The organism is Nonomuraea sp. NPDC059194 (assembly GCF_042754765.1).
Taxonomy (GTDB): domain Bacteria; phylum Actinomycetota; class Actinomycetes; order Streptosporangiales; family Streptosporangiaceae; genus Nonomuraea.
The window spans coordinates 104,559-130,128 of the sequence record NZ_JBHZBH010000014.1 but is presented as its reverse complement, the minus strand read 5'-3'; the positions used below and the strand labels follow the sequence as shown (position 1 = coordinate 130,128).

Genomic DNA, 25,570 nt, shown 5'->3' with positions numbered 1-25,570 from the left:
GTCAGGCCTCCTGCGGGGTGGTCGTACGGACGGGCTCGGGCCCCATGCGTTCGGCATCGAGACCGGAGAGCTTGTGCCCCTTGGCGAAGAACTTCAGCCTCGCCAGCAGCGCGATGAACGGCTTGGTGAACATGAACACCACCAGCACGTCGATGAGCGTGGTCAGGCCCATCGCGAACGCGAAGCCGGCCACACCGCCGACGGCCAGGAAGTAGAGCACGATGGCGGCGATGAACATGACCGCGTCGGCGATCAGGATCGTGCGCCGCGCGCGCACCCAGGCGATCTCGACGGCGGCGCGCAGCGTGCGCCTGCCTTCCTTCATCTCGTCTCTTATTCGTTCGAAGTAGACGATGAAGGAGTCGGCCGTGATGCCGATCGAGACCACCAGGCCGATGATGTGCGGCAGCGACAGGCCGAAGCCGGCGTAGGTGCCGAGCAGCACGACCGCCTCGTAGGTGATGATCGAGGCGACCGCGAGGCTGAGCACCGCGACCAAACCGAGGCCCCGGTAGTAGAGCAGCGAGTAGATGACCACCAGGCCGAGGCCGATGGCGCCGGCGATGAGGCCGCCCATCAGCTGGTCCGCGCCGAGGGTCGAGGAGATCGTGTCGATGGAGCTGCGCACGAACTTCAGCGGCAGCGCGCCGTACTTCAGCTGGTCGGCCAGCTGGGTCGCGGTGTCCTGGGTGAAGCTACCGGAGATCTCGGCACGCCCGCCGGGGATCGGCTCGTTGATGTTCGGCGCGGTGATGACCACACCGTCGAGGACCACGGCGACCATGTTGCGCGGCGCCTGGGCCTGGTAGGCCTCGGTGGTCAGCTGCGACCAGGCCGTGGCGCCGCTGGCCTTGAAGTTGAGCTGGACGACCCACTGGCCGGTGGTCTGCTGCACCCCGGCGCTGGCGGTGTCGATGTCGGTGCCGACGACCCTGGCCTTGTCCAGGATGTACTTGGCGGTGCCGTCCTGGTCACAGGTGACGTACGGCTTGCTCGGGTCGTCCTGGACGCCCAGGTTCTTGTTCTTGGCGCAGTCGAGCTCGTTGAACTGCTTGACGAGCGCGGGGTCGATGCCCTGGAGCGCGGGGTCCTGCGCCGGCTGCGCGCTCGGCTGGGCGCTGGGCGCCGCGGACGGCGTCGCCTTGGCGTTCTGACCCTTGTTGTCCTGGGCCTTGTTGTCCTGGGCCTTGTTCTGGTTGTTCTGGCCCTTGTCCTGCGACCTGTCCTCGCCCTGCTGCTCGGCGCCCGCCGAGGCGGAGGGAGACGGGTTGGGCGAGGTCAGCGCGGACGACAGGGCCTTGCCCGTCGGCGAGGCGCTGGGCGCGGGGGCGTTGGCCGACGGCTGGACGCTCGGCTGGGTGGAGGCCTGCCCGCTCGGCTGCGTGGAAGGCTGGCCGCTGCCCGCGGGCGTCGGCGCCTGGGTGGGCATGGTGCTCGGCTGCGGCTGGGCCGCCTCGGCGGCCAGGACCTGGCGGAAGCGCAGCTCCGCCGTGGTGCCGACCAGCTTGATGACCTCGTCCTTGCCCGCGCCGGGAACCGAGATGACGATGTTGTCGCCCGACTTGGCGACCTCCGCGTCGGAGATTCCGGTGCCGTTCACCCGGTCACGGATGATGTTGACGGCGAGGTTGAGACTCTCTTCAGAGGGGGGAGAGCCGTTCGGAGTGATCGGCGACAGCGTCGCCGTCGTGCCGCCCGCGAGGTCGAGTCCGAGCTTCGGCGTGAACGCCGGCTGCAGGAACATCGCCCCGCCCATGGCGAGGATGAGCGCCAGGAGCAACAGGAGCGTGCGCCCCGGCTTGCTCTGGCCGCTGGTCGGTCGGGCCACTGGTCGTCTGTTCTTTCAGTTAGAGGTTTGCCGCAAGCCTAGTCAGGACTTCTTGCTATTCGTGTCCTCGTCGTTGTTGCGATCGACCGGCTCGTCGGAGCCCTTGGTCTCCCCCGCCTCGGACGCCGTCGTGTCGGAGACCGCCGTGCCGGCGACCTTGTCATCGACGGTCGGGGTGAGGACGCGGCCGATGGCCGCCTTCACCCAGCGCGTCTCGATGCCGGGCGCGACCTCGAGGATGACGTCCTCGTTGTCGACCGCGACCACGGTGGCGAACAGACCGGTGGTGGTCATGACCCGGGCGCCGGGCGCAAGGGAGTTCTGCATCTGAGCGGCTTCCTGCTGCCGCTTGCGCTGCGGCCTGATGAGCAGGAAGTAGAACACCACCACCAGCAGGACAAGCGGCAGGATGTTCATGAGCGTTGCTGAGTCCACGAGGGCGACCTTCCATCGTCTATCAAGATGATGACACCGGCTTCGAGCCGGAAATTCCATGCGTTGCGTCGAGGGCCGCGCCGCTCAGCCCATCAGCTTACACAGCCAGCCAAGCCACGGAGTGTAGGCGGTTGTTGCGAAACCCGGCAACGAGGCAGCGATTCGGCGCGCGGGGAAGTTCCCAATTCGCAATGCTTGCAACCGTTCTGTGACCGCTTGCGCCACCCCTGAGGACGGCCGACCCGTCAGAATTCCATCCTGACAGATTCGCCGACAAACCGAGCCCGGTCAGAAGGGCGCGTCCGGCGGCGGGGTGAGCCCCAGGTGCAGCCAGGCGGCGCTCGTGGCGACCCGCCCACGCGGCGTGCGGGCCAGCAGCCCCTGGCGTACGAGGAACGGCTCGGCCACCACCTCGACCGTCTCCGGCTCCTCCCCCACGGCCACCGCCAGCGTCGAGAGCCCGACCGGTCCGCCGCCGAACTTGCGCAGCAGCACGCCGAGCACCGCCCGGTCGAGCCGGTCGAGGCCCTCGGCGTCGACCTCGTAGAGGTTGAGGGCGGCCGAGGCGATGTCGCGGGTGATGACGCCGTCGGAGCGCACGTCGGAGAAGTCGCGCACCCTGCGCAGCAGCCGGTTGGCGATGCGCGGCGTGCCGCGTGAGCGCCTGGCGATCTCGTGGGCGCCCTCCTCCGGCAGCGACACTCCGAGCAGCCTGGAGGAGCGGCGCAGCACCTGTTCGAGCTCGGCGACCTCGTAGAAGTCCATGTGGGCGGTGAAGCCGAACCGGTCGCGCAGCGGGGCGGGCAGCAGGCCTGCCCTGGTCGTCGCGCCCACGAGGGTGAAGGGCGCGATCTCCAGCGGGATCGCGGTCGCACCCGGGCCCTTGCCGACGATGATGTCGACCCTGAAGTCCTCCATCGCGAGGTAGAGCATCTCCTCGGCGGGGCGGGCCATCCGGTGGATCTCGTCGATGAACAGCACCTCGCCCTCGGTCAGCGTCGACAGGATCGCCGCCAGGTCGCCCGCCCGCTCCAGCGCGGGGCCCGAGGTGATGCGCAGCGGGGCGCCGAGCTCGACGGCGATGATCATGGCGAGGGTGGTCTTGCCCAGCCCCGGCGAGCCGCTCATCAGCACGTGGTCGGGTGGCCTGTTGCGCTTGAGCGCGCTCTCCAGCACCAGGGAGAGCTGCTCGCGCACCCGCGCCTGACCGATGAAGTCGGCCAGGCGTTTCGGCCGCAGGGCCGCCTCGATCTGCAGTTCGTCGCCCTCGGCGTCGGGCGACACCAGGTCGCGCTCGATGCTCACCGCTCCTCCCTATCGCCGTTCGCGCGGCCGCGCCAGGCGCCCGCCCGCCTCATCGGATGCTCAGCACTCTGAGCGCCGCCTTGAGCAGCATCGCCACCTGCGGCTGCCTGCCCGCCGCGACCTCGGTGTCGGCCTGCGGCTCCACCAGGGCGATCGCCTCGTCGGCGTCCTTGGTGGAGTAGCCGAGCCCGACCAGGCCCGAGTGGACCTGCTCGCGCCACAGCGGGATGGCGGCGGCGCCGTTGAGCGCGGCGTTGACCGCCTCCTCCGGCGTGCCGAGCTTGTCCTTCAGCTCCAGCACGATGCGCTGGGCGCCCTTCTGGCCGATGCCGGGGATCCTGGTCAGCGCCTTGAGGTCGGCGGAGGCGACGGCGACGCGCAGGGAGTTGGGGGTGTGGACGGCCAGCATGGCCAGCGCCAGCTTCGGGCCCACGCCGCTGGCCGTCTGGACCAGCTCGAAGACGGTGCGCTCGTCGTCGGTGGCGAAGCCGTACAGGGTGAGTGACTCCTCCCTGACGACGAGGCACGTGGCCAGCCTGCCGTGCTCGCCGATCCGCAGGGTGGCCAGCGTGCCTGGCGTGCAGTGCACGAGCACGCCCACCCCGCCGACCTCGAGCACGGCCGAGTCGGGCGCGACGGCGGCCACGACCCCGGAAACCGACGCGATCACAGCGCACGTCCTCTCGATGCCTTGGCCAGCGCCTCGGCCAGCCTGCTCTGGGTGCCGCCCCGCCAGGTGTGGCAGATGGCCAGGGCGAGCGCGTCGGCCGCGTCGGCGGGCTTGGGCATCTCGGTCAGCCGCAGCAGCCTGGTGACCATGGCGCCGATCTGCTTCTTGTCGGCGGTGCCGCTGCCGGTGATGGCGGCCTTGACCTCCGAGGGCGTGTGGAGCGCCACGGGCAGGCCGCGCCTGGCCGCGCAGAGCACGGCGATGCCGGCCGCCTGGGCGGTGCCCATCACGGTGCGGACGTTGTGCTGGGCGAAGACGCGCTCGACGGCGACCGCGTCGGGTCGCACCTCGTCGAGCCACTGCTCGATGCCGCGCTCGATGCCGACCAGCCTGGCGCCGAGCTCGTCGGAGGCCGCGGTGCGCACCACGCCGACCGCGATGAGCTTGAGCTGCGCGCCAGGGCGGCCCTCGACGGCTCCGAGGCCGCATCTGGTCAGCCCTGGGTCGACGCCCATCACCCGCACGGCCCGCCCTCCGTTCGCTGCCGAACATCTGTTCGGCAGCGAACTCTACCCTGGTTGGGCCGGTCGCGCACGGCGAACACGCGCCGTGCAGGCGGCTGCCCGGCAGGGATCAGAAGTAGTCGATCATGTACGGCGTGCCGGCGAACGCCGCGTCCAGCGCCTCGTCGAACTCCTCGGAGCCGGAGAGCATGCCGCCGACCCGCAGCGTCGAGGTGGGAATCCCCGCATACAGCGCCGACAGGCCGTTGACGGACAGGCGCGGCCCCTCCCCCTCGGCCGCGCTCGCCGTACCCGAGCCGCCGGAGATCTCCAGCCGCCAGGTGCCGGTATTGGCCGGGCGCTCGGGGTCGTCGACCGTGATGACGGCGTCAGCCGTGACCACCGAGGGGAAGCCGCGCCTGGCGATCGCGGCGACAACGTCCACGACGCGGAACATCCACCTCGTCTGCTTGATCTCCTCCTTCGCCCGTTCGCGCAGCAGCCACAGCACGGGGTCGTCGGGCGCGAGCACCGCCGTGACCTTGCCTGCGACCGAGGAGGAGGTGCCGACCAGCGACCACAGCGCGCGGGCGGTCGCCTCCGAACCGGCCAGCAGGTAGTCGAGGGAGATGTCGCCGTCCTCCCAGGAGTAGCCGACGAAGCCGTCGTCGGCCAGGTAGAGGAAGTCGGCCTCGTTGTCGAGGTAGCGCCGCCAGGCGGCCTCGTCCCAGCCGATGGGGCCGCTGGCCCGGTTGGCGGCGTGGACGCGGCCGACGATCGCGATCACCTCGGCGGCGTCGTCAGGGCCCATCCTGCGCAGTTTGACCGGCTCGGTGGGGCGGATGGCGCGCAGCGCCTCGGGCGACAGCGTGAGGATGCTCTCCGCGCCCGCGTGCTCCCAGCCGAGCGAGCGGTAGATCGGCGTGGTGGCGGGGTAGAGCGCGGAGACCGCGTCGCCGAGGTCGGCGGCCCTGGTGAGGATGGCGCGCATGAGCTGCCTGCCCACGCCGCGCCCGCGGTCTTCAGGGTTGACGACCACGCCCGCGACCCCCGCCATCGGCTGCGGCCTGCCGTACCACCACTGGGTGAAGCCGGTGAGCCGGCCGGCGCCGGCCAGTCTGGAGCCGTCGAAGACGCCGAGATAGCGCCCCCGCTCCATGGTGGCCAGCGCCGTCGCGCGCCAGGCGTCGACGGAGTCGTCGGGCAGCGGACCGAAGGACCGCATGCGGGTGTCGAGGACGGCGTCGAGGTCGTCCGGGGTCAGGTCTCGAATCTCCACAGCAGGTCAACCTACGCACCCCGGGACACGCCTGGCGAACCGTTTCAGGCGTCGAGCTTCTCCATGATGTCGTCGCTGACATCGAAGTTGGCCCAGACGTTCTGCACATCGTCGCTGTCTTCGAGCGCGTCGATCAGGCGGAAGACCTTGCGCGCGCCGTCCTCGTCGAGCGGGACGTTCAGCGTCGGCAGGAAGCTCGACTCGGCCGAGTCGTAGTCGATGCCCGCCTCCTGCAGCGCCTTGCGCACCGGCACCAGGTCACCGGCCTCGGAGACGACCTCGAACGACTCGCCCAGGTCGTTGACCTCCTCGGCGCCGGCCTCCAGCACGGCGACGAGCACGTCGTCCTCCGACAGCCCGTCCTTGGGCACGATCACGACGCCCTTGCGGTTGAACATGTACGACACCGAGCCGGGGTCGGCCAGCGAGCCGCCGTTGCGGGTCAGCGCGACGCGGACCTCGGAGGCGGCGCGGTTGCGGTTGTCGGTGAGGCATTCGATGAGCACCGCGACGCCGCCGGGCGCGTAGCCCTCGTACATGATGGTCTGCCAGTCGGCGCCGCCGGCCTCGAGGCCGCCGCCGCGCTTGCGGGCCCGCTCGATGTTGTCGTTGGGCACCGAGTTCTTCTTCGCCTTGAAGATGGCGTCGAAGAGGGTGGGGTTGGCATCCGGGTCAGGGCCACCGGTCCTGGCCGCCACCTCGATGTTCTTGATGAGCTTCGCGAACAGCTTGCCGCGCTTGGCGTCGAGCGCGGCCTTCTTGTGCTTCGTCGTCGCCCATTTGGAGTGGCCGGACATTACCTAGAGCTCCCTCACCATGTTGACGAAATATTCGTGCACGCGAGTGTCCCCGGTCAGCTCGGGGTGGAACGATGTCGCGAGCAACGGCCCTTGGCGGACCGCGACGATCCTATCCCCAGGGGGCGCGGTCGCCAGCACCTCGACCGCAGAACCCACCGATTCCACCCATGGCGCACGAATGAAGACGGCGTGCACAGGAGCACCGGCGAACGACAGATCGGATTCGAAGGAGTCGACCTGGCGGCCGAAGGCGTTGCGCCTGACGACCATGTCGATGCCGCCGATGGTCTGCTGCCCCTCGATCCCGTCCTGGATCCGGTCGGCCAGCATGATCATGCCGGCGCACGAGCCGTAGGCGGGCATGCCCTCCTTGACGCACAGCCGCAGCGGCTCCAGCATCTCGAAGATCTCGGCGAGCTTCCACATGGTGGTGGACTCCCCGCCGGGGATGACCAGCCCGTCGACGGCCTCGAGCTCGGCGGGCCTGCGTACGGCCATCGCCTTGGCACCCGCCTCCTCCAGCATGTGGACGTGCTCGCGCACGTCTCCCTGGAGTGCGAGTACACCGATCTTGGGCACGGTCGTCCTTCCGTCGTGGTCCGGGTTTCCCCTGATTCAACACCAGAGCGGCCTGTGCTCTTCCTACAGGGCTCCTACAGCGCCACCCTGACCGCCATCGGCAGATGGTCGGAGCCCCTGGCCTTCCCGTCGACCCAGCACCGCAGCACCCGGCCTTTCGGCGCGAAGAGATAGTCGATCTTGCGCTTCTTCACGTAGGTCCACCGCATGCGCGGATCGCACTCGTCGTAGGAGCCGTAGGCGGCGACCCTGCCGGGCGTGAGGTTCAGGTCACCGCCGAAGACGCTGGTGTGGCCCGCCTTCGGCGCGGCCGCCATGAGCTGCCTGACCTGCCTGTGCCGGTACGGCGCGCCGCGCTGCGCGTCGTCGTTGGCCATGCCGGACGACAGGTGGGTGCCGCAGGCCCGCACTTTGACGGCGGGGATCGTCGCGCACAGCGCGGAGCGCCTGGCGAACCAGGGCGGGGAGGTCAGCGGCACGGTCTCGAAGTCAGCCGCGTGGTCGGCGACCGCCACCGTGACGCTCTGCGCGCCGCGCGGGCGGCCGTTCCTGTCGGGATGGCAGTCGTACGGCCTGCCGTCCGCCGTCGTCAGGCCCCATGACCTGACGGTCCAGCTCCGTCCTGTCCGCCATTCGAGCCACTGCTCGAGTGTGCCGGTCGCGCCGGTGCAGAACTCCTGCAGGAAGATCACGTCGGGGTCGCCGAGGAGGTGGTCGCCGATGTGCCAGGCCAGTTCCTGCGGGCTCCTGCGGTACAGCTCGCAGGCCGCGTTGGTGCCCGTGCACACGTTCCAGGTCATCACCGTGATGATGGCTTGATCCAGCATGAACCGCTATGCAACCACTTCCTGGAAGGTGTGGTCCACATCCACGCGGGCGAGGGAGCGCAGGTGGTGCCGCCTGCCGCACAGGGTGGGGCACGAAAAAGCGGCACCCCCTCAGGGATGCCGCTCAGTCGTGAAAGACCTACCAGCCGCGCTCGGCCAGGCGGTGGGGCTGCGGGATCTCGTCGACGTTGATGCCGACCATCGCCTCGCCCAGCCCGCGCGAGACCTTCGCGACCACGTCGGGGTCGTCGTGGAAGGTCGTCGCCTTCACGATCGCCGCCGCCCGCTTGGCCGGGTCGCCCGACTTGAAGATGCCGGAGCCGACGAACACGCCCTCGGCGCCGAGCTGCATCATCATCGCCGCGTCCGCGGGGGTCGCGATGCCGCCGGCGGTGAACAGCACCACGGGCAGCTTGCCGGTCTTGGCGACCTCGGCGACCAGCTCGTACGGCGCCTGCAGCTCCTTGGCCGCGACGTACAGCTCGTCCTCGGGCAGCGAGGTGAGGCGCTTGAGCTCGCCCCTGATGGTCCGCATGTGGGTGACGGCGTTGGAGACGTCGCCGGTGCCCGCCTCGCCCTTGGAGCGGATCATGGCGGCGCCCTCGGTGATGCGGCGCAGCGCCTCGCCCAGGTTCGTCGCGCCGCACACGAACGGCACGGTGAACTGGAACTTGTCGATGTGGTTGGCGTAGTCGGCCGGGGTCAGCACCTCGGACTCGTCGATGTAGTCGACGCCCATCGACTGCAGGATCTGCGCCTCGACGAAGTGGCCGATGCGGGCCTTGGCCATGACGGGGATGGAGACGGCGTTGATGATGCCGTCGATCATGTCGGGGTCGCTCATCCTGGACACGCCGCCCTGCGCGCGGATGTCGGCGGGCACGCGCTCCAGGGCCATGACGGCGACCGCCCCGGCGTCCTCGGCGATCTTCGCCTGCTCGGGGGTGACGACGTCCATGATGACGCCGCCCTTGAGCATCTCGGCCATGCCGCGCTTGACGCGCGCGGTTCCGGTGACGGGGCTGGTAGACACGGTCTTCCTCACAACGGCAGGTCGGTAAGTTCTCAAGCCCATCGTAGGTCCTTAACGCCCCGCGCCCGGACACACCACCCTGTCAGGGTCGTAGGCGGATTTTGTACGTTAAGGAATGACGGGCTTCCGGCTGGCGAGCGCGACCCACACCTGACCAGGTGCGAAGTTCATCGGCTCGCCGCTCGCTGTGGTGAACGTCGTGCCTTCCTCCTCCGATTCCCTCGACCACTTGGCCTTGTAGGCCTTGCCGTCGCGCAGCACGATGGCCGTGCCCTTGCCGACGGAGTGGACCAGCGGCGTGTAGCTCTGGTTCTTGTCGTGGAACTGGGAGCGCTCGGTCTTGGTGTACTGCACGACGATCGTGGGTGCGCCGAGCTGGCCGCCCTCAGCCGCCATGTCCTTCTTGCCGTCCTGCCAGATCAGCCACTGCTTCTTGGTCTCCGACCAGGCGAAGGTGAAGCGGGCGGCGGGCCACCTGACGGTGTAGGACTTCTTCGGCACGCCGCCCTCGGGGGCCTCGCCGAAGGTGAACCCGATGTCCTTGGCCTCGCTCGCCTTGGGCGCCTTGGACAGCAGTCGTCTGGAGTTGGCGAACAGGTTGTAGGGCGCGTAGCGGCCGGGCTGGCGGAAGAACGCGCCGGGGTTGCGGGTGTCGCCGACGTCGAACAGCGACGCCTCGGCCACGAACGGCAGCATCTTGGTCTGCACGCCGGAGTAGGCGAAGGCGGGCTTGCCGAACTGCGGGGTGATGTGCAGGTCGGAGATGCGCGCGCTGCGGACGGGACCCACCTTGGGCGGCAGCTTGGAGGAGAAGACGGCCATGAGGCGGGTCAGCCCGGCCTCGACCTGCTCGATGTAGACGATGTCGGCGCTCTTGAGCCCGAGCTGCGGTTTGCCGGCCGCGGTGTTCTCGATCTTCACGGCGAGGACGGGCTTCAGCTCCTCGTACGGCAGGCCCGTGAACGGGTGCCCCTTCACCTCGGGCGTCGGGGAGGCGCTCACCGGGGCCGCCTGCGGCTCCTTCGACGGCGAAGCGGCGCCGCCCCCGCTGGAGCAGGCCGCGACCGGAGCGAGCACCGCCAGCGTCACCGCGATCATTCGAGGTACCCGCACCTGCTCAACTCCTCCGCTTGGCCATGAAAACGGAACGAAGCCTACCGGGATCCCTCAATGAGGTCATTCGGGTGCCATCGTCTCGGGTGGATTGTCATCAATCTCAAAGAATTCCGGGAATTCGGTGCGTCCCGCCAGGCGGAGGGTGCGGGCGAGCCAGCGGCGCTGGGCCGTGCGGGTGACGCCGACGGCGTCGTTGAAGAAGCGGCGGGCGTAGACGACCTTGGCGACGGCGGTGTCGAGCTCCTCCAGCAGCGCCCTGCCACCGGGCGACTCGCTGAGGCGTTCCCTGAACCTGTCCTGGTCGATGGCCGCGCGCAGCGCCCTGGACAGGTCGCTCTCGGCGTGCTCGCGCTCGTCGGGGCCGGCCGTACGGGCCTCGTGGGCGGCCGCGGCGAGCACCAGGGAGGTGGCGGGGTCGAGCAGGCGGGATCCGGCCAGCTCCAGGACGACGGCGGCCCGCCGTACCAGGGCGACGTCGAGGGCCTCACGGGCCAGCTCCAGCCGGATGTGCAGCCGGTCGAGACGACCGGCCCGCCAGGAGACGTAGACGGCCGCGAGCACCATGACGATGCCCACGACCAGGACGATGATGGTGGTGCTCACGCGAGCGTGTCCTCCTCGACCTGCCCGGCGGCGGCCGTGACGGTCTCGTAGACGCGCACGACGTCACGGGCGACCGTGGACCAGTCGTACTTGCGCACGGCGTGGAGCGCCTCGTCGGCGAGCTTGGCCCTGCGCTCGGGGTCGGCGAGCAGGGCGCGCGCCTCGCGGGCCAGGGCGGCGGCGTCGCCGTTGGGGAACAGGGCGCCCGCCTGCCCGTCGCCGAGCACCCTGCGGAAGGCGGGGATGTCGCTGGCCAGGACGGTGGCTCCGGCCGACATGGCCTCGGCCAGCACGATGCCGAAGCTCTCGCCGCCGGTGTTGGGCGCGACGAAGACGTCGACGGAGTGGTAGGCGCGGATCTTGTCCTGCTCGCTGACCATGCCGAGCAGCGTCACGCGGTCACGGATCGACTTGGGGATCTTCACCTCGCCCGGCCCGGCGACCAGCAGCCTGGTGTCGGGGATCTGCTCCAGCGCCTCCAGCAGGACCGGCAGGCCCTTGCGCGGCTCGTCCATCCTGCCGAGGAAGCCGAGCGTGCGCCCGTCGGGGCCCCAGCCGGGCAGCGGTTCGGCCTCGGTGTAGCGGCTGACGGTCACGCCGTTGGGGATCAGCACGCTGTCGCCGCCGAACTGCTCGACCAGGCTCTTGCGGGCGGCGTCGGAGACGGCGATGCGGCCGCTGAGCTTCTCCAGCGCGCTGCGCAGCATCGGCTCGGCGATCGCGATCGCGCGCGAGCGGGTGAAGGAGGCGTGGAAGGTGGCCACGATCGGGCCCTTGGCCGCCCAGCAGGCCAGCACGCCGAGGCTCGGTACCAGCGGCTCGTGGATGTGGAGCACGTCGAAGCCGCCCTCGCGGATCCAGCGCCGCACCCTGGCCGCCGACAGGAAGCCGAACGACATCCGGGCCACCGACCCGTTGTACGGCACGGGCACCGCCCTGCCGGTCCCGGTCACGTACGGCGGCAGCTCGGCGTCCTCCTCGGCGGGGGCGATCACCGACACCCTGTGACCCTGCGCCATCAGCGCCTGGGCCAGGTCGTCGATGTGCTGTTTGACGCCGCCGGGCACGTCCCAGGAGTAGGGGCAGACGATGCCGACGTTCACGGCAGGTCCTCCAGCCACAGGCGCTGCAGCATGTGCCAGTCTTCGGGGTGCTCGCTGATGCCCTTCTCGAAGACCGTCACCAGGCTCTGCGCCGTGGCGGCCGTGCGCTCCTGGAGGGTGCCCTGGGCGGGCACCTCGACCTCCTCGTGGATGCGCAGCCCCCAGTCGGCGCCCTCGAACCACATGGTGGCCGGCAGCAGCGCGGCGCCGGTCTTGACGGCCAGCAGCGCGGGCCCGACGGGCACCTTGGTGGTGGCGCCGAAGAACTCGACCTCGACGCCGCTCCTGCTCAGGTCGCGCTCGGCGGGCAGGCAGACGATGCCGCCCTTGCGCACCCGCTGGGCCAGCGTGCCGAAGACGTGGCCGTCGCCGCCGGTGTGCGGCAGCACCTCCATGCCGAGGCCCTCGCGGAAGGCGGCGTAGCGGCGGAACAGCGACTCGGGCTTGAGCCGCTCGGCCACGGTGGTGAAGGTGTGGCCGCAGCCGATCAGCCAGGCGCCCGACTGGTCCCAGTTGCCCATGTGCGGCAGCGCGAGAACGACGCCGCGACCCGCGGCGACGGTGTCGAAGATGTGCTCGGCGCCCGTCACATGGGTGCGCCGCACGACCTCCTGGCGGTCCATCTTCGGCAGCCTGAAGATCTCGTGGAAGTAGCGCAGGTAGGAACGCATGCCAGCGCGGCTGAGCGCGCGCAGCTCGGCGCTGTCCTCGGCCAGCCCGGTCACCCTGGCCAGGTTGTGCTCCAGGCGGCGCACGCTCTTGCCCCTCCCGCGCCAGGCCCGGTCGGCCACGAGGGTGAAGGCGGCCGCGGTCAGCCGCTCGGGCAGGTACGGCAGCAGCGTCCAGCCCGCCGCGAACCCCGCGGCCACGGCGCGTTCCTGAAGGGAGGTCATCGCGCTCCAATCTGGCGATGGACATGGACGATGCGCTGCACGACGGTGATCGCGCTGGCCGCCGCCAGCAGCCACAGCCCGAAGGGCAGGATGTACGGCACGCCGAGCCCGGAGAACCCGGCGGCCACCAGCCCGACGACCAGCCGCTCGGGCCGCTCGGCCAGGCCGACGTCGCAGCTGACCCCCAAGCCCTCTGCCCTGGCCTTGACGTAGGACACCAGGGCGCCTGCCACCAGGCAGAACAGCGTGACCGCCGCCATGAGCAGGTCTCGTTCGACGATGAAGTGGATGATCAGGCCGGAGAAGATGGCCGCGTCGGCCACCCGGTCGAGCGTGGAGTCGAGGAAGGCGCCCCAGGTGCTGCCGCCGCCCCCGCCCATCCTGGCCACGACGCCGTCGAGCAGGTCGAACAGGACGAAGACGGTGATCGCCACCGAGCCCCACCACAGCTGGCCCATGGGGAAGAACACCAGGGCGCACACGACGGTGCCGGCCGTGCCGATCGCGGTGACGGCGTTCGGGCCTATCCCGCGGCGGACGAGTGCCCTGCCCAGCGGGGTGAGTATCCGGGTAATGGCCGGGCGCAGGAGTTTGAGCATCGCGCTCTGATCGTAGGCCATCGAGGCCGCCACCACTTCTTTGCCTCGCCCCCCTTGTGATATTCGCCACACGGGTATTTGGTGAACTAACCGCGTCCTTGCGGTGATTCCGCTGGGCGCGGCGCTTGAACCGAACGACGAATTGGGCGGCGCGCGCCGTACCCCTGCGAGCTCCGTCCCACGGAAGCGGAGGCGATGTGGCTGAAAAGCACCACGGCGCGGCCATAGGAGCCGCGGGCAGGGCACCAGCGGCCGACAGGGCGGACGCGATACGCAACGTCGTACTGGTCGGCCATTCGGGAGCGGGCAAGACCACTCTGGTCGAGCAGCTGCTCGCGGCCACGGGCACCATCCAGCGCACGGGCCGGGTCGAGGACGGCACCACGGTCAGCGACTTCGACGAGGTGGAGGTGCGCCAGCAGCGCTCGGTGAACCTGTCGGTCGCGCCCATGGTCCACAACGGGATCAAGATCAATCTTCTGGACACGCCCGGCTACGCCGATTTCGTCGGCGACCTGCGAGCGGGGCTGCGCGCGGCCGACGCGGCGCTGTTCGTGGTCTCGGCGACGGACGGCATCGACGGGCTGACCCAGATGCTGTGGGAGGAGTGCACGCAGGTCGGCATGCCGCGGGCGGTGGTGATCACCAAGATCGACCACCAGCGGGCCGACTTCGACCAGGTCCTGGCCACCTGTCAGGAGATCTTCGGTGACGGGGTCGCGCCGCTTTACCTTCCGGTCGTGACCAACGGTCACGTGGCCGGGCTGATCGGGCTGCTGTCGCAGAAGTTCTACAACTACGCCACGGGCGAGCGTACGGAGAAGGAACCCGGCGCGGAGTACGAGTCGCGCATCGAGGAATACCGGGGCAGCCTCATCGAGGGCATCATCCAGGAGAGCGAAGACGAGTCGCTCATGGACAGGTACCTGTCGGGCGAGGCGATCGACGCCAAGGTGCTCATCGACGACCTGGAGAAGGCGGTCGCGCGCGGCAACTTCTACCCCGTGCTCGCCAGCGGCGTCGGCGTGGGCGCGCAGGAACTGCTGGAGGTCATCACCCAGGGCTTCCCCTCGCCGCTTGAGCACCCGCTGCCCGAGATCACCACCCCGGACGGCAAGCCGGTGCAGGTCAAGGCGTGCGACCCGGACGGGCCGCTGGTGGCCGAGGTGGTCAAGACGACCAGCGACCCCTACGTGGGCCGCATCAGCCTGGTGCGCGTGTTCGCCGGGACGCTGCGCCCCGACATGACCGTGCACGTCTCGGGACACGGCCTGGCCGACCGCGGGCACGAGGACCACGACGTCGACGAGCGCATCGGCACCCTGACCAGCCCGCTGGGCAAGCAGCAGCGCACCATCGGCAAGGGCATGGCGGGCGACATCGTCGCGGTGGCCAAGCTGTCGAGGGCCGAGACCGGCGACACGCTGTCGGACCCCGAACGGCCGCTGCTCATGACCGCGTGGAGCATGCCGGACCCGCTGCTTCCGGTGGCGATCAAGGCCAGGTCGAAGGCCGACGAGGACAAGCTGTCGCAGGGCCTGGCCCGGCTGGTGGCCGAGGACCCGACGCTGCGCCTGGAGAACAACGCCGAGACGCGGCAGCTGGTGCTGTGGTGCATGGGCGAGGCGCACACCGACGTCCTGCTCGACCGCCTGGCCAAGCGCCACGGCGTGGAGGTCGAACGGGTCGCCCTAAGGGTGCCACTCCGCGAGACCTTCGGCGGCAAGTGCCAGGCGATGGGCCGCAACGTCAAGCAGACCGGCGGCCACGGGCAGTACGCCATCTGCCACCTCGAGGTCGAGCCCCTGCCTTCGGGTGGGGGTTTCGAGTTCGTGGACAAGATCGTCGGTGGCGTGGTGCCGAGGCAGTTCATCCCGTCGGTGGAGAAGGGCGTGCGCACCCAGATGGAGCGGGGCGTGCTGGCCGGATACCCGATGGTGGACGTGCGGGTCACGCTCTACGACGGCAAGGCGCACTCGGTCGACTCCTCCGACATGGCCTTCCAGATCGCCGGCTCGCTGGCGCTGAAGGAGGCCGCGGCGAAGGTGGCGACGCTGCTGCTCGAACCGGTCGACGAGATCGCGGTGCTGGTGGCCGACGAGCACGTCGGCTCGGTCATGTCCGATCTGTCCTCGCGCAGGGGCCGCGTGCTGGGCACCGAGCCCGTGGGCACGGGGCGGACGCTGGTCAAGGCCGAGGTGCCGCAGCTGGAGATCACTCGTTACGCGATCGACCTGCGGTCGATGTCGCACGGGACGGGGACGTTCCAGCGCACGTTCCTGCGCTACGAACCTCTCCCCTCACATCTGACCGACAAGGTGACAGCAGAGGACTGACGCCCCTCGTTGGGGGGAGGGTAACGCCCTCCCCCCGAGTCACTATAGGATCACAAATTCATTTCGATTTTTGGCCGAAGCATCCCAGTGGCGATGCCACACTGGGGGACTATGCGCACAGGACGACCTCTTCTTGCCGCCGCCGCTGTCGCGATCGCCGCCACCACCGCCGCCTACACCTTCGGCGGACCAGGCGCACAAGCCGCGGCCCCCACGACGAAGGCCAAGCCCGCCGCCAAGCCGGCGGAGAAGTGCGTCGCCGACGCCAGGTACCCCAAGCGCCAGCTTCGCGGCGTCTGGATCGCCACGGTCAAGAACATCGACTGGCCCTCGGCGACGGGCCTCAGCCCCGCCAAGCAGCGGGCCGAGTACGTCAAGATCCTCGACAACGCCGTCAGGCGCAACCTCAACGCGGTGTTCGTGCAGGTGCGTCCGGCCTCCGACGCGCTGTACAAGTCGCCGTACGAGCCGTGGTCGCAGTACCTCACCGGCACGCCAGGCAAGGACCCCGGCTGGGACCCGCTGCCGTTCCTGACCGCCGAGGCGCACAAGCGCGGGCTGGAGTTCCACGCCTGGTTCAACCCGTACCGGGCCGCCTACGACGCCAACCTGCGCAGGCTGCCGGCCGCCCACCCCGCCAGGCAGCACCCCGACTGGCTGGTCAAGTACGGCGAGCAGTACTACTACAACCCCGGTCTGCCCCAGGTGCGCGACCACGTCGTGAAGGTCGTCACCGACGTCGTCAAGCGCTACGACGTCGACGGCATCCACTTCGACGACTACTTCTACCCCTACCCGGGCGGCGGAAGCACCTTCAACGACCGCGCCGCGTTCAGGAAGTACGGCGACGGCGCCAAGCTCGCCGACTGGCGCCGCGCCAACGTCAACACGCTCGTCGGCCAGGTGCACAAGGCCGTCCACGACACCAAGAAGGACGTGAAGTTCGGCATCAGCCCGTTCGGCATCTGGCGCAACAAGGCGCAGGACCCGACGGGCTCGGCGACCGCCGGCATGTCGGCCTACGACTCCATCTACGCCGACGCCAGGGCGTGGATCAAGTCGGGCACCGTCGACTACGTGATGCCGCAGCTCTACTGGCCGCGCGGCTTCAAGGCGGCCGACTACAAGGTGCTGGCGCCGTGGTGGGCCAACGAGGTCAAGGGCACCGACGTGCGCCTGTACATCGGGCAGGGCCTCTACCGCGTGGGCGCCACGGACGTGCCCACCTGGACCAAGCCGGGTGAGCTGCCCGCGCACCTGACGCTCAACAGCAAGTACGCCGACATCGACGGCGACGTCTACTTCAGCGCCAAGCAGCTGGCCACCAACCCGCTGAAGGTCTGGGACCGCCTGGTCAAGCAGCACTACTCGCGGCCCGCGCTGCTGCCGCTGCCCGAGGGCGGCGCCGCACCCGCCAAGCCGGCCAAGCTGAAGGCCTCGGGCTCGGCGCTGACCTGGACCGCGGTCCCCGGCGCCCGCTCCTACGCCGTCTACAAGGTGCCGGGCTCGGGTAAGAGCTGCCAGGCGACCGACGCGCGCAACCTGATCGCGATCGTCACCGGCTCCTCCTACACCGCCCAGGCTCCCGGCACGTACCAGGTCACTGCTCTGGACGCGCTCACGCGGGAGAGCAAGCCCGCCGAGGCGACCGTCTCCGCCACCTGATCCCGTACGGCAAGCCCGCGCCACGCGCCTTCCTGGTCACCGGGGAGTCCGCGTGGCGGGCCGCCGTGACGGACGTGTGACAGGGCCGTGTGATAAGGGTGGGTGCATGCCTGCCGTGCCGCAGCGACTGTCATGGGCCGTCGACACCCTCGGCGTCGCGGGCGACGATCGCCTGCTGGAGATCGGCTGCGGCCCCGGCGTGGCCATATCGATGGTGTGCGACCGGCTGACCACGGGCAGGATCACCGCCATCGACCGCTCGGCGGTCGCAGTGGAGCGGGCCCGCGCCCGCAACACCGCCCACGTGGCGTCGGGCAGGGCCGCCGTCCTCCAGACGTCGCTGGAGGCGGCCCGCTTCGACGGCGAGCGCTTCGACAAGGTCTTCGCCGTCAACGTCAACCTCTTCTGGACCCGCGACCCCGCCGCGGAGCTGGCCCTCATCGCCAGGCTCCTCGACCGGGACGGCGAGCTCCTGCTGTTCTACGAGCCGCCCAGCGCCGACCGGGCCGCCGCGCTGACCGGCGATCTCACCCGCTACCTGTCCGCGAACGGCTTCGCGCCCACGGTCGTGCGCGGGGGCGACACCCTGGTGTGCGTGCGCGCCCGCATAGGCTGAGCACGTCACCCGACAGCCGCGACCCGGTGTAGCGTGCCTCCGACGATGTCAAGACTCGGGAGGTCGTGCGTGAGGCGGACCCTGCTGGTGCTGGCCGTGCTGGTCAGCCAGATGCTGCTGGGCTGGGCCCCCGCGCACGCGGCCGATGGGGCGGTCGACAAGGAGCGGGTCGCGCTCATCGGCGTCTCAGGCCTGCACTGGAGCGACCTGTCCAGGGCCGACACGCCCAACCTGTGGGAGCTGGCCGGCGCCGGCGCCATCGGCTCGATGTCGGTCCGCACGGTCGGCAACATCACCTGCCCCTACGACGGCTGGCTGACGGTCTCGGCGGGCATCCGCTCGGCCTCCGGCTACCGGTGCGGCCCGCCGCCGACGCCCGAGCAGCAGGGGCGGGGCGCGGTCATCCCCGACTACGACTACCTGAGCGAGGTGGCCGAGCAGCGCTACGCGGGCCTGCTGGGCGACACGCTGGCCAAGGCCGGCGAGTGCGCGATCGCCGTCGGTCCAGGCGCGGCGCTCGGGCTGGCCGACAGCAAGGGCGCGGTGGGCACCTACTACCCCTCCCCCGTCCAGGTGAAGGCCGAGGAGCTGGAGCGCTGCCGGCTGATCGCCATGGACGTCGACGATCTCATCAGGCCCTACCTCGCCGACGACGGCAAGCTCCCCAGGGTCGCCGAGAAGCTGTCGGCCCAGGACCGGCGGGCGGCGCTGCGCCTGGCCGACGCCAAGGCGGGCGCGCTGCTGGCCGTCCTGCCCCAGGACACCACCGTCCTGCTGGCCGGCATGTCCGACCACGGCTCCGTGCCGCACCTGCGCGTCGCCGCGCTCCGGCAGCAGGGAGCGCAGGGCCACGAGCTCGGCGCGGCCTCGACCCGCCGCGACGACATCTCGATCCTGCCCGACCTGACGACGACCGTGCTGACCAAGCTGGGCGTGGTCGTGCCCGACAGCGTCGTGGGGCAGGTCATGCGGGTCAACGGGCCCGGCGCGACGTTCGAGCGGATGGCGGAGGCCGACCAGACCGCCCAGGCCATGCGCTCGGTGAAGGGCTACTACTTCATCGCCCTGGCCGTGCTGCAGGTGCTCTTCTACCTGGTCGCGTTCCTGCTGCTGCGCCGCCGCAAGGGCCTTTCCTGGGTACGGCTGGCGGCGGTCACGCTGGCGGCCATCCCCATCACCTCCATCCTGGTCAACCTGCTGCCCTGGACCACGCACCTGGAGCTGTTCGGCGGCATGCTGGCCTGGCTGATCGTGATCACCGTCGCCGCGTTCGCGGGGCCGTGGCGGCGCAGCCCGCTCGGTCCGCTCGCGGTCGTCGCGGGCGTCACGGCGCTCACCCTCGCCGGTGACCTGCTGACCGGCACCACCCTGCAGCTCAACAGCTTCATGGGCTTCAGCGCCGAGCAGGGCGCCCGCTACTACGGCCTGGGCAACATCCCGTTCGCGCTCCTTGCCACCGGCACGCTGCTGACCTCCACGGTGATCGCGCACCGGCTGTCGAGGCCGTGGGGCGCGGCGGTGGTGGCGGTGCTCGGCACGTTCGCGATGGTGCTGGGCGGCTCGGGCATGGGCAGCGACTTCGGCGGGGTGATCGCGTTCGTGCCCGGCATCGCGGTGACCGCGCTGCTGATCCTCGGCAAGCGGATCTCGCTGTGGAAGCTGGGCGCCTTCTGCGTGGCCGGCGGCGTGATCGTGATGGGCTTCGCGATCGCCAACTACCTGCGGCCCGCGGCCGAGCAGTCGCACCTGGGCAGGTTCGTGGGGCAGGTGATCAGCGGCGAGGCGATCGACGTGATCGTCCGCAAGCTGGTGGCGATGCTCAGCACGCTGCTCAGCCCCACACTGATGCCCGTGGTGATCGCCGCCGTCGCGTTCCTCGTCTACGCGATCATCCGCCCCGACCGGGCGACCGCCGGCGTGCTGCCCGCCGCCTTCGAGTACTCGCCATGCCTGAAGGCGGGCCTCATCGGCACGCTCATCAGCGGCGTGGTCGGTACCCTGGTCAACGACTCGGGCGCCGCGGTCCTTTCCATGGCGCTGGCGCTGGCCATCCCGCTGGTGCTGTCGGCGGGCATCGCCGCGCTCCCCGGCGCCGCCGCCACCGAGGAACGCCCCCTGGCCAAGGTGTAGCGTCAGGTGGCCGGCCAGGCGTCGGCCAGCATCTTCCTCGTGTCGCGCAGCAGTTGCGGCAGCACCTTGGTCCTGGCCACCACGGGCATGAAGTTCGTGTCGCCGCCCCATCGGGGCACGACGTGCTGGTGCAGGTGAGCGGCGATGCCCGCGCCCGCCACATGACCGAGGTTCATGCCGACGTTGAAGCCCTGGGCGCCGCCTGCCTGGCGCAGCGCCCGCAGCGCCCGTCTGGTGAAGTCGCCGAGCTCGGTCATCTCCTCGTCCTTGAGCTCGTCGTAGTCGGAGACGTGCCGGTAGGGGCAGACCATCAGGTGACCCGAGTTGTACGGGTAGAGGTTGAGCACCGCGAACACCGTCTCACCCCTGGCGACGATCAGGCCGTCCTCGTCGCCCATCTTGGGGATCTCGCAGAACGGGCAGCCGTCGCCCTCACCTTCGCCGTTCGGCTTGTTCTCCCCCTTGATGTAGGCCATCCGGTGGGGTGTCCACAGCCGCTGGAAGTTGTCCGGCGAGCCCGCCCCAGCCTGCTCCATCGGTTCGCTCTGCTGCATGTTCTGCAGCATATGACCATGGCTGACCCCGGAAGGACCGGGAGTCCCCCGGGCGGCGGGTCGCTACGCTGGCCGTACCCCCGACGCAATCATGGAGGATCGATGGCCGAGCAGCTCGAACCCATGCCCGACGACTGGCGGCGCGCCCTGGCGATCGTCGCGCACCCCGACGACCTGGAGTACGGCTGCGCCTCGGCCGTCGCGAAATGGACCGCCGAGGGGCGCGAGGTGGCCTACCTGCTCGTGACACGCGGCGAGGCGGGCATCGACACCGTCGACCCGGCCAAGGCGGGGCCGCTGCGCGAGCGGGAGCAGCGCGCGTCGGCGGCCGTGGTCGGGGTGAGCGAGGTGGAGTTCCTCGACCACCCCGACGGCGTCATCGAGTACGGCCTCGCGCTGCGGCGCGACCTGGCCGCCGCCATCCGCAGGCACCGCCCCGAGCTGCTGATCACCCTGCACTTCGGTGAGACGTGGGGCGGCACGTACTGGAACACCCCTGACCACAAGGCGGTCGGCAGGGCGGTGCTGGACGCCGCGGCCGACGCGGGCAACCGGTGGATCTTCCCCGGCGACGGTCCCGAGCCGTGGAACGGCGTGCGCTGGGTGGCCGTGGCGGGCGCCGACGAGCCGACCCACGCCGTGGACGTCGAAAACACGATGGAGCAGGGTGTGCGGTCGTTGCTGGAGCACCGCGCCTACATCGAGGCGCTGACCGACGAGGACCCCGAGGCGTACTGCAGGAGCTTCCTGGAGGGGATCGCCCGGCAGGCCGCCGACCGGTTCGGCGGCCTGCCCGCGGTCACCTTCCGGCTCTACGAGCGCTGAAAATCTCCCTGCCGCAGACCCCTGCTCAGACCTGGACGCGGCGCTCCACGGCGTTGACGATCTCGGCGACGGCCTCCTCGACGGGCACGCCGTTCTTCTGCTCGCCGCTGCGGTAGCGGAACGACACCGCGCCGTTGGCGATGTCGTCGTCACCGGCGAGCAGCATGAACGGCACCTTCGCCTTCTGCGCGTTGCGGATCTTCTTCTGCATGCGGTCGTCGGCGGTGTCGACCTCGACCCTGATGCCGCGCTCGCGCAGCTTCTTGGCGATGTCGAGCAGGTAGGGAGCGTGCGCGTCGGCGATCGGGATGCCGACGACCTGCACGGGGGCCAGCCACGGAGGGAAGGCGCCCGCGTAGTGCTCGACCAGGACGCCGAAGAACCGCTCGATGGAGCCGAACAGCGCCCGGTGGATCATGACGGGCCGCTGACGGGAGCCGTCCGCCGACTGGTACTCCAGCTCGAAGAGCTCGGGCAGGTTGAAGTCGAGCTGAATAGTCGACATCTGCCACGAACGGCCGATCGCGTCACGGGCCTGCACGGAGATCTTCGGGCCGTAGAAGGCGGCGCCGCCCGGGTCGAGGACCAGCTCGAGCTTCTCGGCCTCGGCGACCTCGCGCAGCGTGCGGGTGGCCTGCTCCCACGCCTCGTCCGCGCCGACGTACTTGTCCGGGTCCTTGGTGGACAGCTCCAGGTAGAAGTCCTCGAGGCCGTAGTCGCGCAGCAGGCTGAGCGTGAAGCGCAGCGCGCCCGCCAGCTCGTCCTTCATCTGCTCGTGGGTGCAGTAGATGTGGGCGTCGTCCTGGGTGAGGCCGCGGACCCTGGTCAGGCCGTGGACCACGCCCGACTTCTCGTAGCGGTAGACGGTGCCGAACTCGAACAGCCGCAGCGGCAGCTCACGGTAGGACCTGCCACGCGCCCCGAAGATCAGGTTGTGCATCGGGCAGTTCATCGGCTTGAGGTAGTAGTCGGCGCCCTCCACCTCCATGGGCGGGAACATGCCGTCCTTGTACCAGTCGAGGTGGCCGGAGATCTCGTACAGGTGCCCCTTGGTGATGTGGGGCGTGTTGACGAAGGAGTAGCCGGCGTCCTCGTGCCTGCGCCTGGAGTAGTTCTCCAGCTCCCTGCGGATGACGCCGCCCTTGGGGTGGAAGACCGGCAGGCCCGAGCCGAGCTCCTCGGGGAAGGAGAACAGGTCGAGCTCGGCGCCCAGCTTGCGGTGGTCGCGCTTCTCCGCCTCCTCCAGCAGGTGGAGGTATTCGTCCTGCTTCTCGCGGCTCTCCCACGCGGTGCCGTAGATGCGCTGCAGCTGCGGGTTCTTCTCGCTGCCGCGCCAGTAGGCGCCGCCGGTGCGCATGAGCTTGAAGGCCGGGATGACCCTGGTCGAGGGCAGGTGCGGGCCCCTGCACAGGTCCTTCCAGCACAGCTTGCCGCTCTTGGGGTCGAGGTTGTCGTAGATGGTCAGCTGACCCTCGCCGACCTCGACGTTGGCGCCGTCTTCGGCGGCCGAGGCGCCGCCCTTGAGGCCGATCAGCTCCAGCTTGTACGGCTCGGCCGTAAGCTCCGCGCGCGCGTCGTCGTCGGACACCTCGCGCCGGGCGAACAGCTGACCCTGCTTGACGATCTCGCGCATCCGCTTCTCGATGCGCTTGATGTCGTCGGGGTGGAAGGACTTCTCGACGTCGAAGTCGTAGTAGAAGCCGTTCTCGACGGGCGGGCCGATGCCCAGCTTGGCCTCGGGGAACAGCTCCTGGACCGCCTGGGCCATGACGTGGGCGGTGGAGTGGCGCAGGATCGCGCGGCCGTCCTCGCTGCTGATCTGGACCGGCTCGACCACGTCGCCCTCGCGGACGGGGGAGGCCAGGTCGCGCAGCTCGCCGCCGACGCGGGCGGCGATGACGGTGCGGCCGTCGGCCTCGAGCGCCTCGCCATACGTCGTGCCGGCCGCGACCACACGCTCGGCTCCGGCGAGGGTGATATGCAGCTCGGCTGACACGGTGACTCCTTGAATAGCACGGTTTCGACGATGAACACCGATGCTATCGCGGGTCGTAGCCCAGCCTGGTCAGGTCCTCGCGGCTGCCGCGGAAGACATTGCGGTCGATGGGGCTGGTGGAGTACTGGTGAATGGCCCAGCCGCGCCACGGCATGGGCACGACGGGGCTGCCCTTCGCCCTGCCGTGCGCGGCGATCCATAGCGGGTATTCGCCGAGGCCGGCGCAGTTGCCCTCGTCGGCGAACCACGCGTAGGTGTAGATGAAAGGCCGCAGGCCCGCGTGTTCGACGATCTGCCCGCACCAGCGCCGCGCGAACCTGGCCACCTGGTCGGGCGGCAGCCCGTCGGCCGACTCCAGGTCGAGCGCCACCAGGTCGCCCCTGCGCAGCCCGCCCGCGTTCCCGATGGTGCGCAGGAAGTGGCGGGCCTGCTCGCCCGGGTCGCCCTTGGGCTTGGCGTAGTGGTAGGCGCCGCACACCATCCAGTGCTCGCGCATGAGCTGCCAGTTGCGCTCGAACGACTTGTCGACCCAGGTGCCGCCCTCCGTCGCCTTGGCGAAGCCGAAGGCGACTCCCTCGTCGGCGTGCCTGCCCCAGTCGACTGTTGCCTGCCAGTTGGAGACGTCTATGCCGTCAAGCACCCGCTTCACCCTGCCGGAGTCTACGAAAGGGACTCGTGCCCGGCCCCTCGCCGCGCCGCCTGCAGGTCATTGAACAGTTCCCGCCACATCGGGGCAACCGTCTCGCTCGAATACGCCTGCACGGTCAGGGCCGCCCGCGCCCCGAGCCTTCTGCGCCGCGGCTCGTCGGCGATCAGCTCGGCGATGGCGCGGGCGAGCGCGCCGACGTCCTGCGGGGGCACCAGCAGGCCGTCGACGTCGTGGGTGATGACCTCGCCAGGTCCTGTCGGGCAGTCGAAGGCCACCACGGGCAGCCCGTGGGCCATGGCCTCGATCATGACCATGGGCAGGCCCTCGCATCTGGAGCTGAGCACGTAGAGGGAGGAGGCGGCCAGCTCGCGGTCAAGGGCGGCGCTCCGGCCCATCAGCTCGATCCGGGCGGGCGAGCGCTCGGCGAGCTCGGCCAGGTCGGCCTGCTCGGGCCCCGTGCCGTAGATGCGCAACCGCCAGTCGCGGTGGTCATGGGTGGCCGTGGTGAAGGCGGGGATGAGCAGGTCGAAGCCCTTCTGGGGGACCAGCCTTCCGGCGGCGACCACGGTGGCGGCGCCGTGGTCGGCGGGCGCGCGCTCCATCGGGTGTACGGCGTTGGGGATGCGGACGATCCTGGTGCCGGGAAGGATCCGCGTGTAGTCGGCCCTGTCGGTCTCGGTGAGCACGGTGATGGCGTCGAACCTGCCGTAGCGCCGCCGGATGGCGCGCTGGACGGACGGCCGGTGGCCGGCGTAGTTCAGGTGCTCCTGGGCGACCAGCAGGACCCCGCCGGGGGCGTGCCGTACGGCCAGCAGGTTGAGCGCGGGCCTGGTGGTGACGAGGATCCCGCCGGTCAGCCCGCGCAGCCACGCGGCGACGGCGGCCTCGACCCCGGGGGTGAAGTAGATCGCGGTGCCCTCGCCGTGCGGAATGGCCTGGCCGGGCAGTCTTCGCAGGACCCTGGCCCGCAGGGTCGGGGCGGGCCTTCCGGCCCGCTGGTCGACGAGCGTGTGGATCCGCACGCCCTCGGGGAGGGGGAAGCCCGGCCTGGTGCGCCACCTGACGACGCTGACCACCTCGACGTCGTGACCGGCGGCGGCCATCCACCCGGCCTGGGTGAGGACGGTGCGGATGGTGCCGCCGACGCCGTAGGCGTGCAGGAGCAGGTAGCGGATCTTCATGGGGACGCCTGCTTCACCCTCCGTATCCGGTCCATGACAAAGGAC

The 25,570-nt window shown here is 70.2% G+C and carries 24 protein-coding genes; 5 read left to right on the top strand and 19 right to left on the bottom strand.

The window, feature by feature from the left end; genetic code table 11:
* Position 1: 1 nt before the first annotated feature.
* The 15 genes from secD to pgsA form a co-directional block, all read right to left on the bottom strand.
* A complete protein-coding gene (gene secD, locus ACFXJ8_RS19285; protein WP_379645264.1) occupies positions 2–1,828 on the bottom strand; it encodes a protein translocase subunit SecD in 1,827 nt (608 codons plus the stop codon).
* Between the two features lie 42 nt (positions 1,829–1,870).
* Positions 1,871–2,263: a preprotein translocase subunit YajC gene (gene yajC, locus ACFXJ8_RS19280; protein WP_379645263.1), complete on the bottom strand. Its 393-nt coding sequence runs from the start codon at positions 2,261–2,263 to the stop codon at positions 1,871–1,873.
* A gap of 288 nt (positions 2,264–2,551) precedes the next feature.
* Complete coding sequence (gene ruvB, locus ACFXJ8_RS19275; protein WP_379645262.1) at positions 2,552–3,568, bottom strand: Holliday junction branch migration DNA helicase RuvB; 1,017 nt, start codon at positions 3,566–3,568, stop codon at positions 2,552–2,554.
* A 49-nt stretch (positions 3,569–3,617) separates the two neighbouring features.
* Positions 3,618–4,238 (bottom strand): Holliday junction branch migration protein RuvA, encoded by a 621-nt coding sequence (gene ruvA / locus ACFXJ8_RS19270; RefSeq protein ID WP_379645261.1) that lies wholly within the window; start codon positions 4,236–4,238, stop codon positions 3,618–3,620.
* A complete protein-coding gene (gene ruvC, locus ACFXJ8_RS19265) occupies positions 4,235–4,762 on the bottom strand; it encodes a crossover junction endodeoxyribonuclease RuvC (RefSeq protein ID WP_379645260.1) in 528 nt (175 codons plus the stop codon). Before ruvC ends, ruvA begins: the two co-directional genes overlap by 4 nt.
* 109 nt (positions 4,763–4,871) lie before the next feature.
* Positions 4,872–6,020 carry an enhanced intracellular survival protein Eis gene (gene eis / locus ACFXJ8_RS19260; protein ID WP_379645259.1) on the bottom strand — a complete coding sequence of 383 codons (1,149 nt, stop codon included), beginning with the start codon at positions 6,018–6,020 and terminating at the stop codon, positions 4,872–4,874.
* Positions 6,021–6,064: 44 nt separating this feature from the next.
* The gene (locus ACFXJ8_RS19255) at positions 6,065–6,817 is read right to left on the bottom strand and encodes a YebC/PmpR family DNA-binding transcriptional regulator (RefSeq protein WP_379645258.1); all 753 of its coding nucleotides are present in this window, start codon (positions 6,815–6,817) and stop codon (positions 6,065–6,067) included.
* 3 nt (positions 6,818–6,820) lie between these two features.
* Positions 6,821–7,345 carry a pyridoxal 5'-phosphate synthase glutaminase subunit PdxT gene (gene pdxT, locus ACFXJ8_RS19250; protein ID WP_379645309.1) on the bottom strand — a complete coding sequence of 175 codons (525 nt, stop codon included), beginning with the start codon at positions 7,343–7,345 and terminating at the stop codon, positions 6,821–6,823.
* A 128-nt stretch (positions 7,346–7,473) separates the two neighbouring features.
* On the bottom strand, positions 7,474–8,226 hold the full coding sequence (locus ACFXJ8_RS19245; protein WP_379645257.1) for an endonuclease/exonuclease/phosphatase family protein: 753 nt from the start codon (positions 8,224–8,226) through the stop codon (positions 7,474–7,476).
* Between the two features lie 139 nt (positions 8,227–8,365).
* The gene (gene pdxS, locus ACFXJ8_RS19240) at positions 8,366–9,301 is read right to left on the bottom strand and encodes a pyridoxal 5'-phosphate synthase lyase subunit PdxS (RefSeq protein ID WP_379645256.1); all 936 of its coding nucleotides are present in this window, start codon (positions 9,299–9,301) and stop codon (positions 8,366–8,368) included.
* Between the two features lie 66 nt (positions 9,302–9,367).
* Positions 9,368–10,372, bottom strand: coding sequence for a DUF3048 domain-containing protein (locus ACFXJ8_RS19235; protein WP_379645255.1), 1,005 nt, complete (start codon positions 10,370–10,372; stop codon positions 9,368–9,370).
* Between the two features lie 63 nt (positions 10,373–10,435).
* On the bottom strand, positions 10,436–10,939 hold the full coding sequence (locus ACFXJ8_RS19230; RefSeq protein WP_379645308.1) for a hypothetical protein: 504 nt from the start codon (positions 10,937–10,939) through the stop codon (positions 10,436–10,438).
* Between the two features lie 35 nt (positions 10,940–10,974).
* On the bottom strand, positions 10,975–12,081 hold the full coding sequence (locus ACFXJ8_RS19225) for a glycosyltransferase family 4 protein (protein WP_379645254.1): 1,107 nt from the start codon (positions 12,079–12,081) through the stop codon (positions 10,975–10,977).
* On the bottom strand, positions 12,078–12,974 hold the full coding sequence (locus tag ACFXJ8_RS19220; RefSeq protein ID WP_379645253.1) for a phosphatidylinositol mannoside acyltransferase: 897 nt from the start codon (positions 12,972–12,974) through the stop codon (positions 12,078–12,080). Before ACFXJ8_RS19220 ends, ACFXJ8_RS19225 begins: the two co-directional genes overlap by 4 nt.
* Positions 12,971–13,594: a phosphatidylinositol phosphate synthase gene (gene pgsA / locus ACFXJ8_RS19215; RefSeq protein ID WP_379645252.1), complete on the bottom strand. Its 624-nt coding sequence runs from the start codon at positions 13,592–13,594 to the stop codon at positions 12,971–12,973. The genes ACFXJ8_RS19220 and pgsA overlap by 4 nt, the downstream gene beginning before the upstream one ends.
* Before the next feature lie 176 nt (positions 13,595–13,770).
* On the opposite strand from pgsA, the gene ACFXJ8_RS19210 reads away from it, so the two are divergent.
* From ACFXJ8_RS19210 to ACFXJ8_RS19195, 4 genes are all read left to right on the top strand, one after another.
* Positions 13,771–15,909, top strand: coding sequence for an elongation factor G-like protein EF-G2 (locus tag ACFXJ8_RS19210; protein ID WP_379645251.1), 2,139 nt, complete (start codon positions 13,771–13,773; stop codon positions 15,907–15,909).
* A 111-nt stretch (positions 15,910–16,020) separates the two neighbouring features.
* Positions 16,021–17,574 (top strand): glycoside hydrolase family 10 protein, encoded by a 1,554-nt coding sequence (locus tag ACFXJ8_RS19205; RefSeq protein ID WP_379645250.1) that lies wholly within the window; start codon positions 16,021–16,023, stop codon positions 17,572–17,574.
* A 106-nt stretch (positions 17,575–17,680) separates the two neighbouring features.
* Positions 17,681–18,190, top strand: a complete 510-nt coding sequence (locus ACFXJ8_RS19200) for a class I SAM-dependent methyltransferase (protein ID WP_379645249.1) — start codon at positions 17,681–17,683, stop codon at positions 18,188–18,190.
* 69 nt (positions 18,191–18,259) lie between these two features.
* A complete protein-coding gene (locus tag ACFXJ8_RS19195; RefSeq protein WP_379645248.1) occupies positions 18,260–20,320 on the top strand; it encodes a hypothetical protein in 2,061 nt (686 codons plus the stop codon).
* Positions 20,321–20,322: 2 nt separating this feature from the next.
* Here the strand turns inward: ACFXJ8_RS19195 and ACFXJ8_RS19190 are convergent, their stop codons facing one another.
* Entirely contained in the window at positions 20,323–20,874 is a 552-nt protein-coding gene (locus ACFXJ8_RS19190) for an HIT family protein (protein ID WP_379645247.1), read from the bottom strand.
* 102 nt (positions 20,875–20,976) lie between these two features.
* Here ACFXJ8_RS19190 and ACFXJ8_RS19185 point away from each other — a divergent pair, with 102 nt between their 5' ends.
* Positions 20,977–21,699, top strand: coding sequence for a PIG-L deacetylase family protein (locus ACFXJ8_RS19185; protein WP_379645246.1), 723 nt, complete (start codon positions 20,977–20,979; stop codon positions 21,697–21,699).
* Between the two features lie 25 nt (positions 21,700–21,724).
* Here the strand turns inward: ACFXJ8_RS19185 and thrS are convergent, their stop codons facing one another.
* Genes thrS through ACFXJ8_RS19170 form a run of 3 tightly spaced genes read right to left on the bottom strand, consistent with a single transcriptional unit; the run spans position 21,725 to position 25,525 of the window.
* On the bottom strand, positions 21,725–23,695 hold the full coding sequence (thrS, locus tag ACFXJ8_RS19180; RefSeq protein WP_379645245.1) for a threonine--tRNA ligase: 1,971 nt from the start codon (positions 23,693–23,695) through the stop codon (positions 21,725–21,727).
* Between the two features lie 43 nt (positions 23,696–23,738).
* On the bottom strand, positions 23,739–24,344 hold the full coding sequence (locus ACFXJ8_RS19175; RefSeq protein ID WP_379645244.1) for a glycoside hydrolase family 25 protein: 606 nt from the start codon (positions 24,342–24,344) through the stop codon (positions 23,739–23,741).
* An 11-nt stretch (positions 24,345–24,355) separates the two neighbouring features.
* A complete protein-coding gene (locus ACFXJ8_RS19170) occupies positions 24,356–25,525 on the bottom strand; it encodes a glycosyltransferase (protein ID WP_379645243.1) in 1,170 nt (389 codons plus the stop codon).
* Positions 25,526–25,570 lie beyond the last annotated feature (45 nt).

Excerpts from the sequence above, each read along its gene's own strand:
- ACFXJ8_RS19205 (WP_379645250.1), top strand. The coding sequence starts at position 16,021 with ATGCGCACAGGACGACCTCTTCTTGCCGCCGCCGCTGTCGCGATCGCC.
- pgsA (WP_379645252.1), bottom strand. The coding sequence starts at position 13,594 with ATGGCCTACGATCAGAGCGCGATGCTCAAACTCCTGCGCCCGGCCATT.
- ACFXJ8_RS19185 (WP_379645246.1), top strand. The coding sequence starts at position 20,977 with ATGGCCGAGCAGCTCGAACCCATGCCCGACGACTGGCGGCGCGCCCTG.
- ACFXJ8_RS19220 (WP_379645253.1), bottom strand. The coding sequence starts at position 12,974 with ATGACCTCCCTTCAGGAACGCGCCGTGGCCGCGGGGTTCGCGGCGGGC.
- ACFXJ8_RS19230 (WP_379645308.1), bottom strand. The coding sequence starts at position 10,939 with ATGGTGCTCGCGGCCGTCTACGTCTCCTGGCGGGCCGGTCGTCTCGAC.
- ACFXJ8_RS19190 (WP_379645247.1), bottom strand. The coding sequence starts at position 20,874 with ATGCAGCAGAGCGAACCGATGGAGCAGGCTGGGGCGGGCTCGCCGGAC.
- ACFXJ8_RS19200 (WP_379645249.1), top strand. The coding sequence starts at position 17,681 with ATGCCTGCCGTGCCGCAGCGACTGTCATGGGCCGTCGACACCCTCGGC.
- ACFXJ8_RS19170 (WP_379645243.1), bottom strand. The coding sequence starts at position 25,525 with ATGAAGATCCGCTACCTGCTCCTGCACGCCTACGGCGTCGGCGGCACC.
- pdxS (WP_379645256.1), bottom strand. The coding sequence starts at position 9,301 with ATGGGCTTGAGAACTTACCGACCTGCCGTTGTGAGGAAGACCGTGTCT.
- ACFXJ8_RS19245 (WP_379645257.1), bottom strand. The coding sequence starts at position 8,226 with ATGCTGGATCAAGCCATCATCACGGTGATGACCTGGAACGTGTGCACG.
- pdxT (WP_379645309.1), bottom strand. The coding sequence starts at position 7,345 with ATGCTGGAGGAGGCGGGTGCCAAGGCGATGGCCGTACGCAGGCCCGCC.
- ACFXJ8_RS19255 (WP_379645258.1), bottom strand. The coding sequence starts at position 6,817 with ATGTCCGGCCACTCCAAATGGGCGACGACGAAGCACAAGAAGGCCGCG.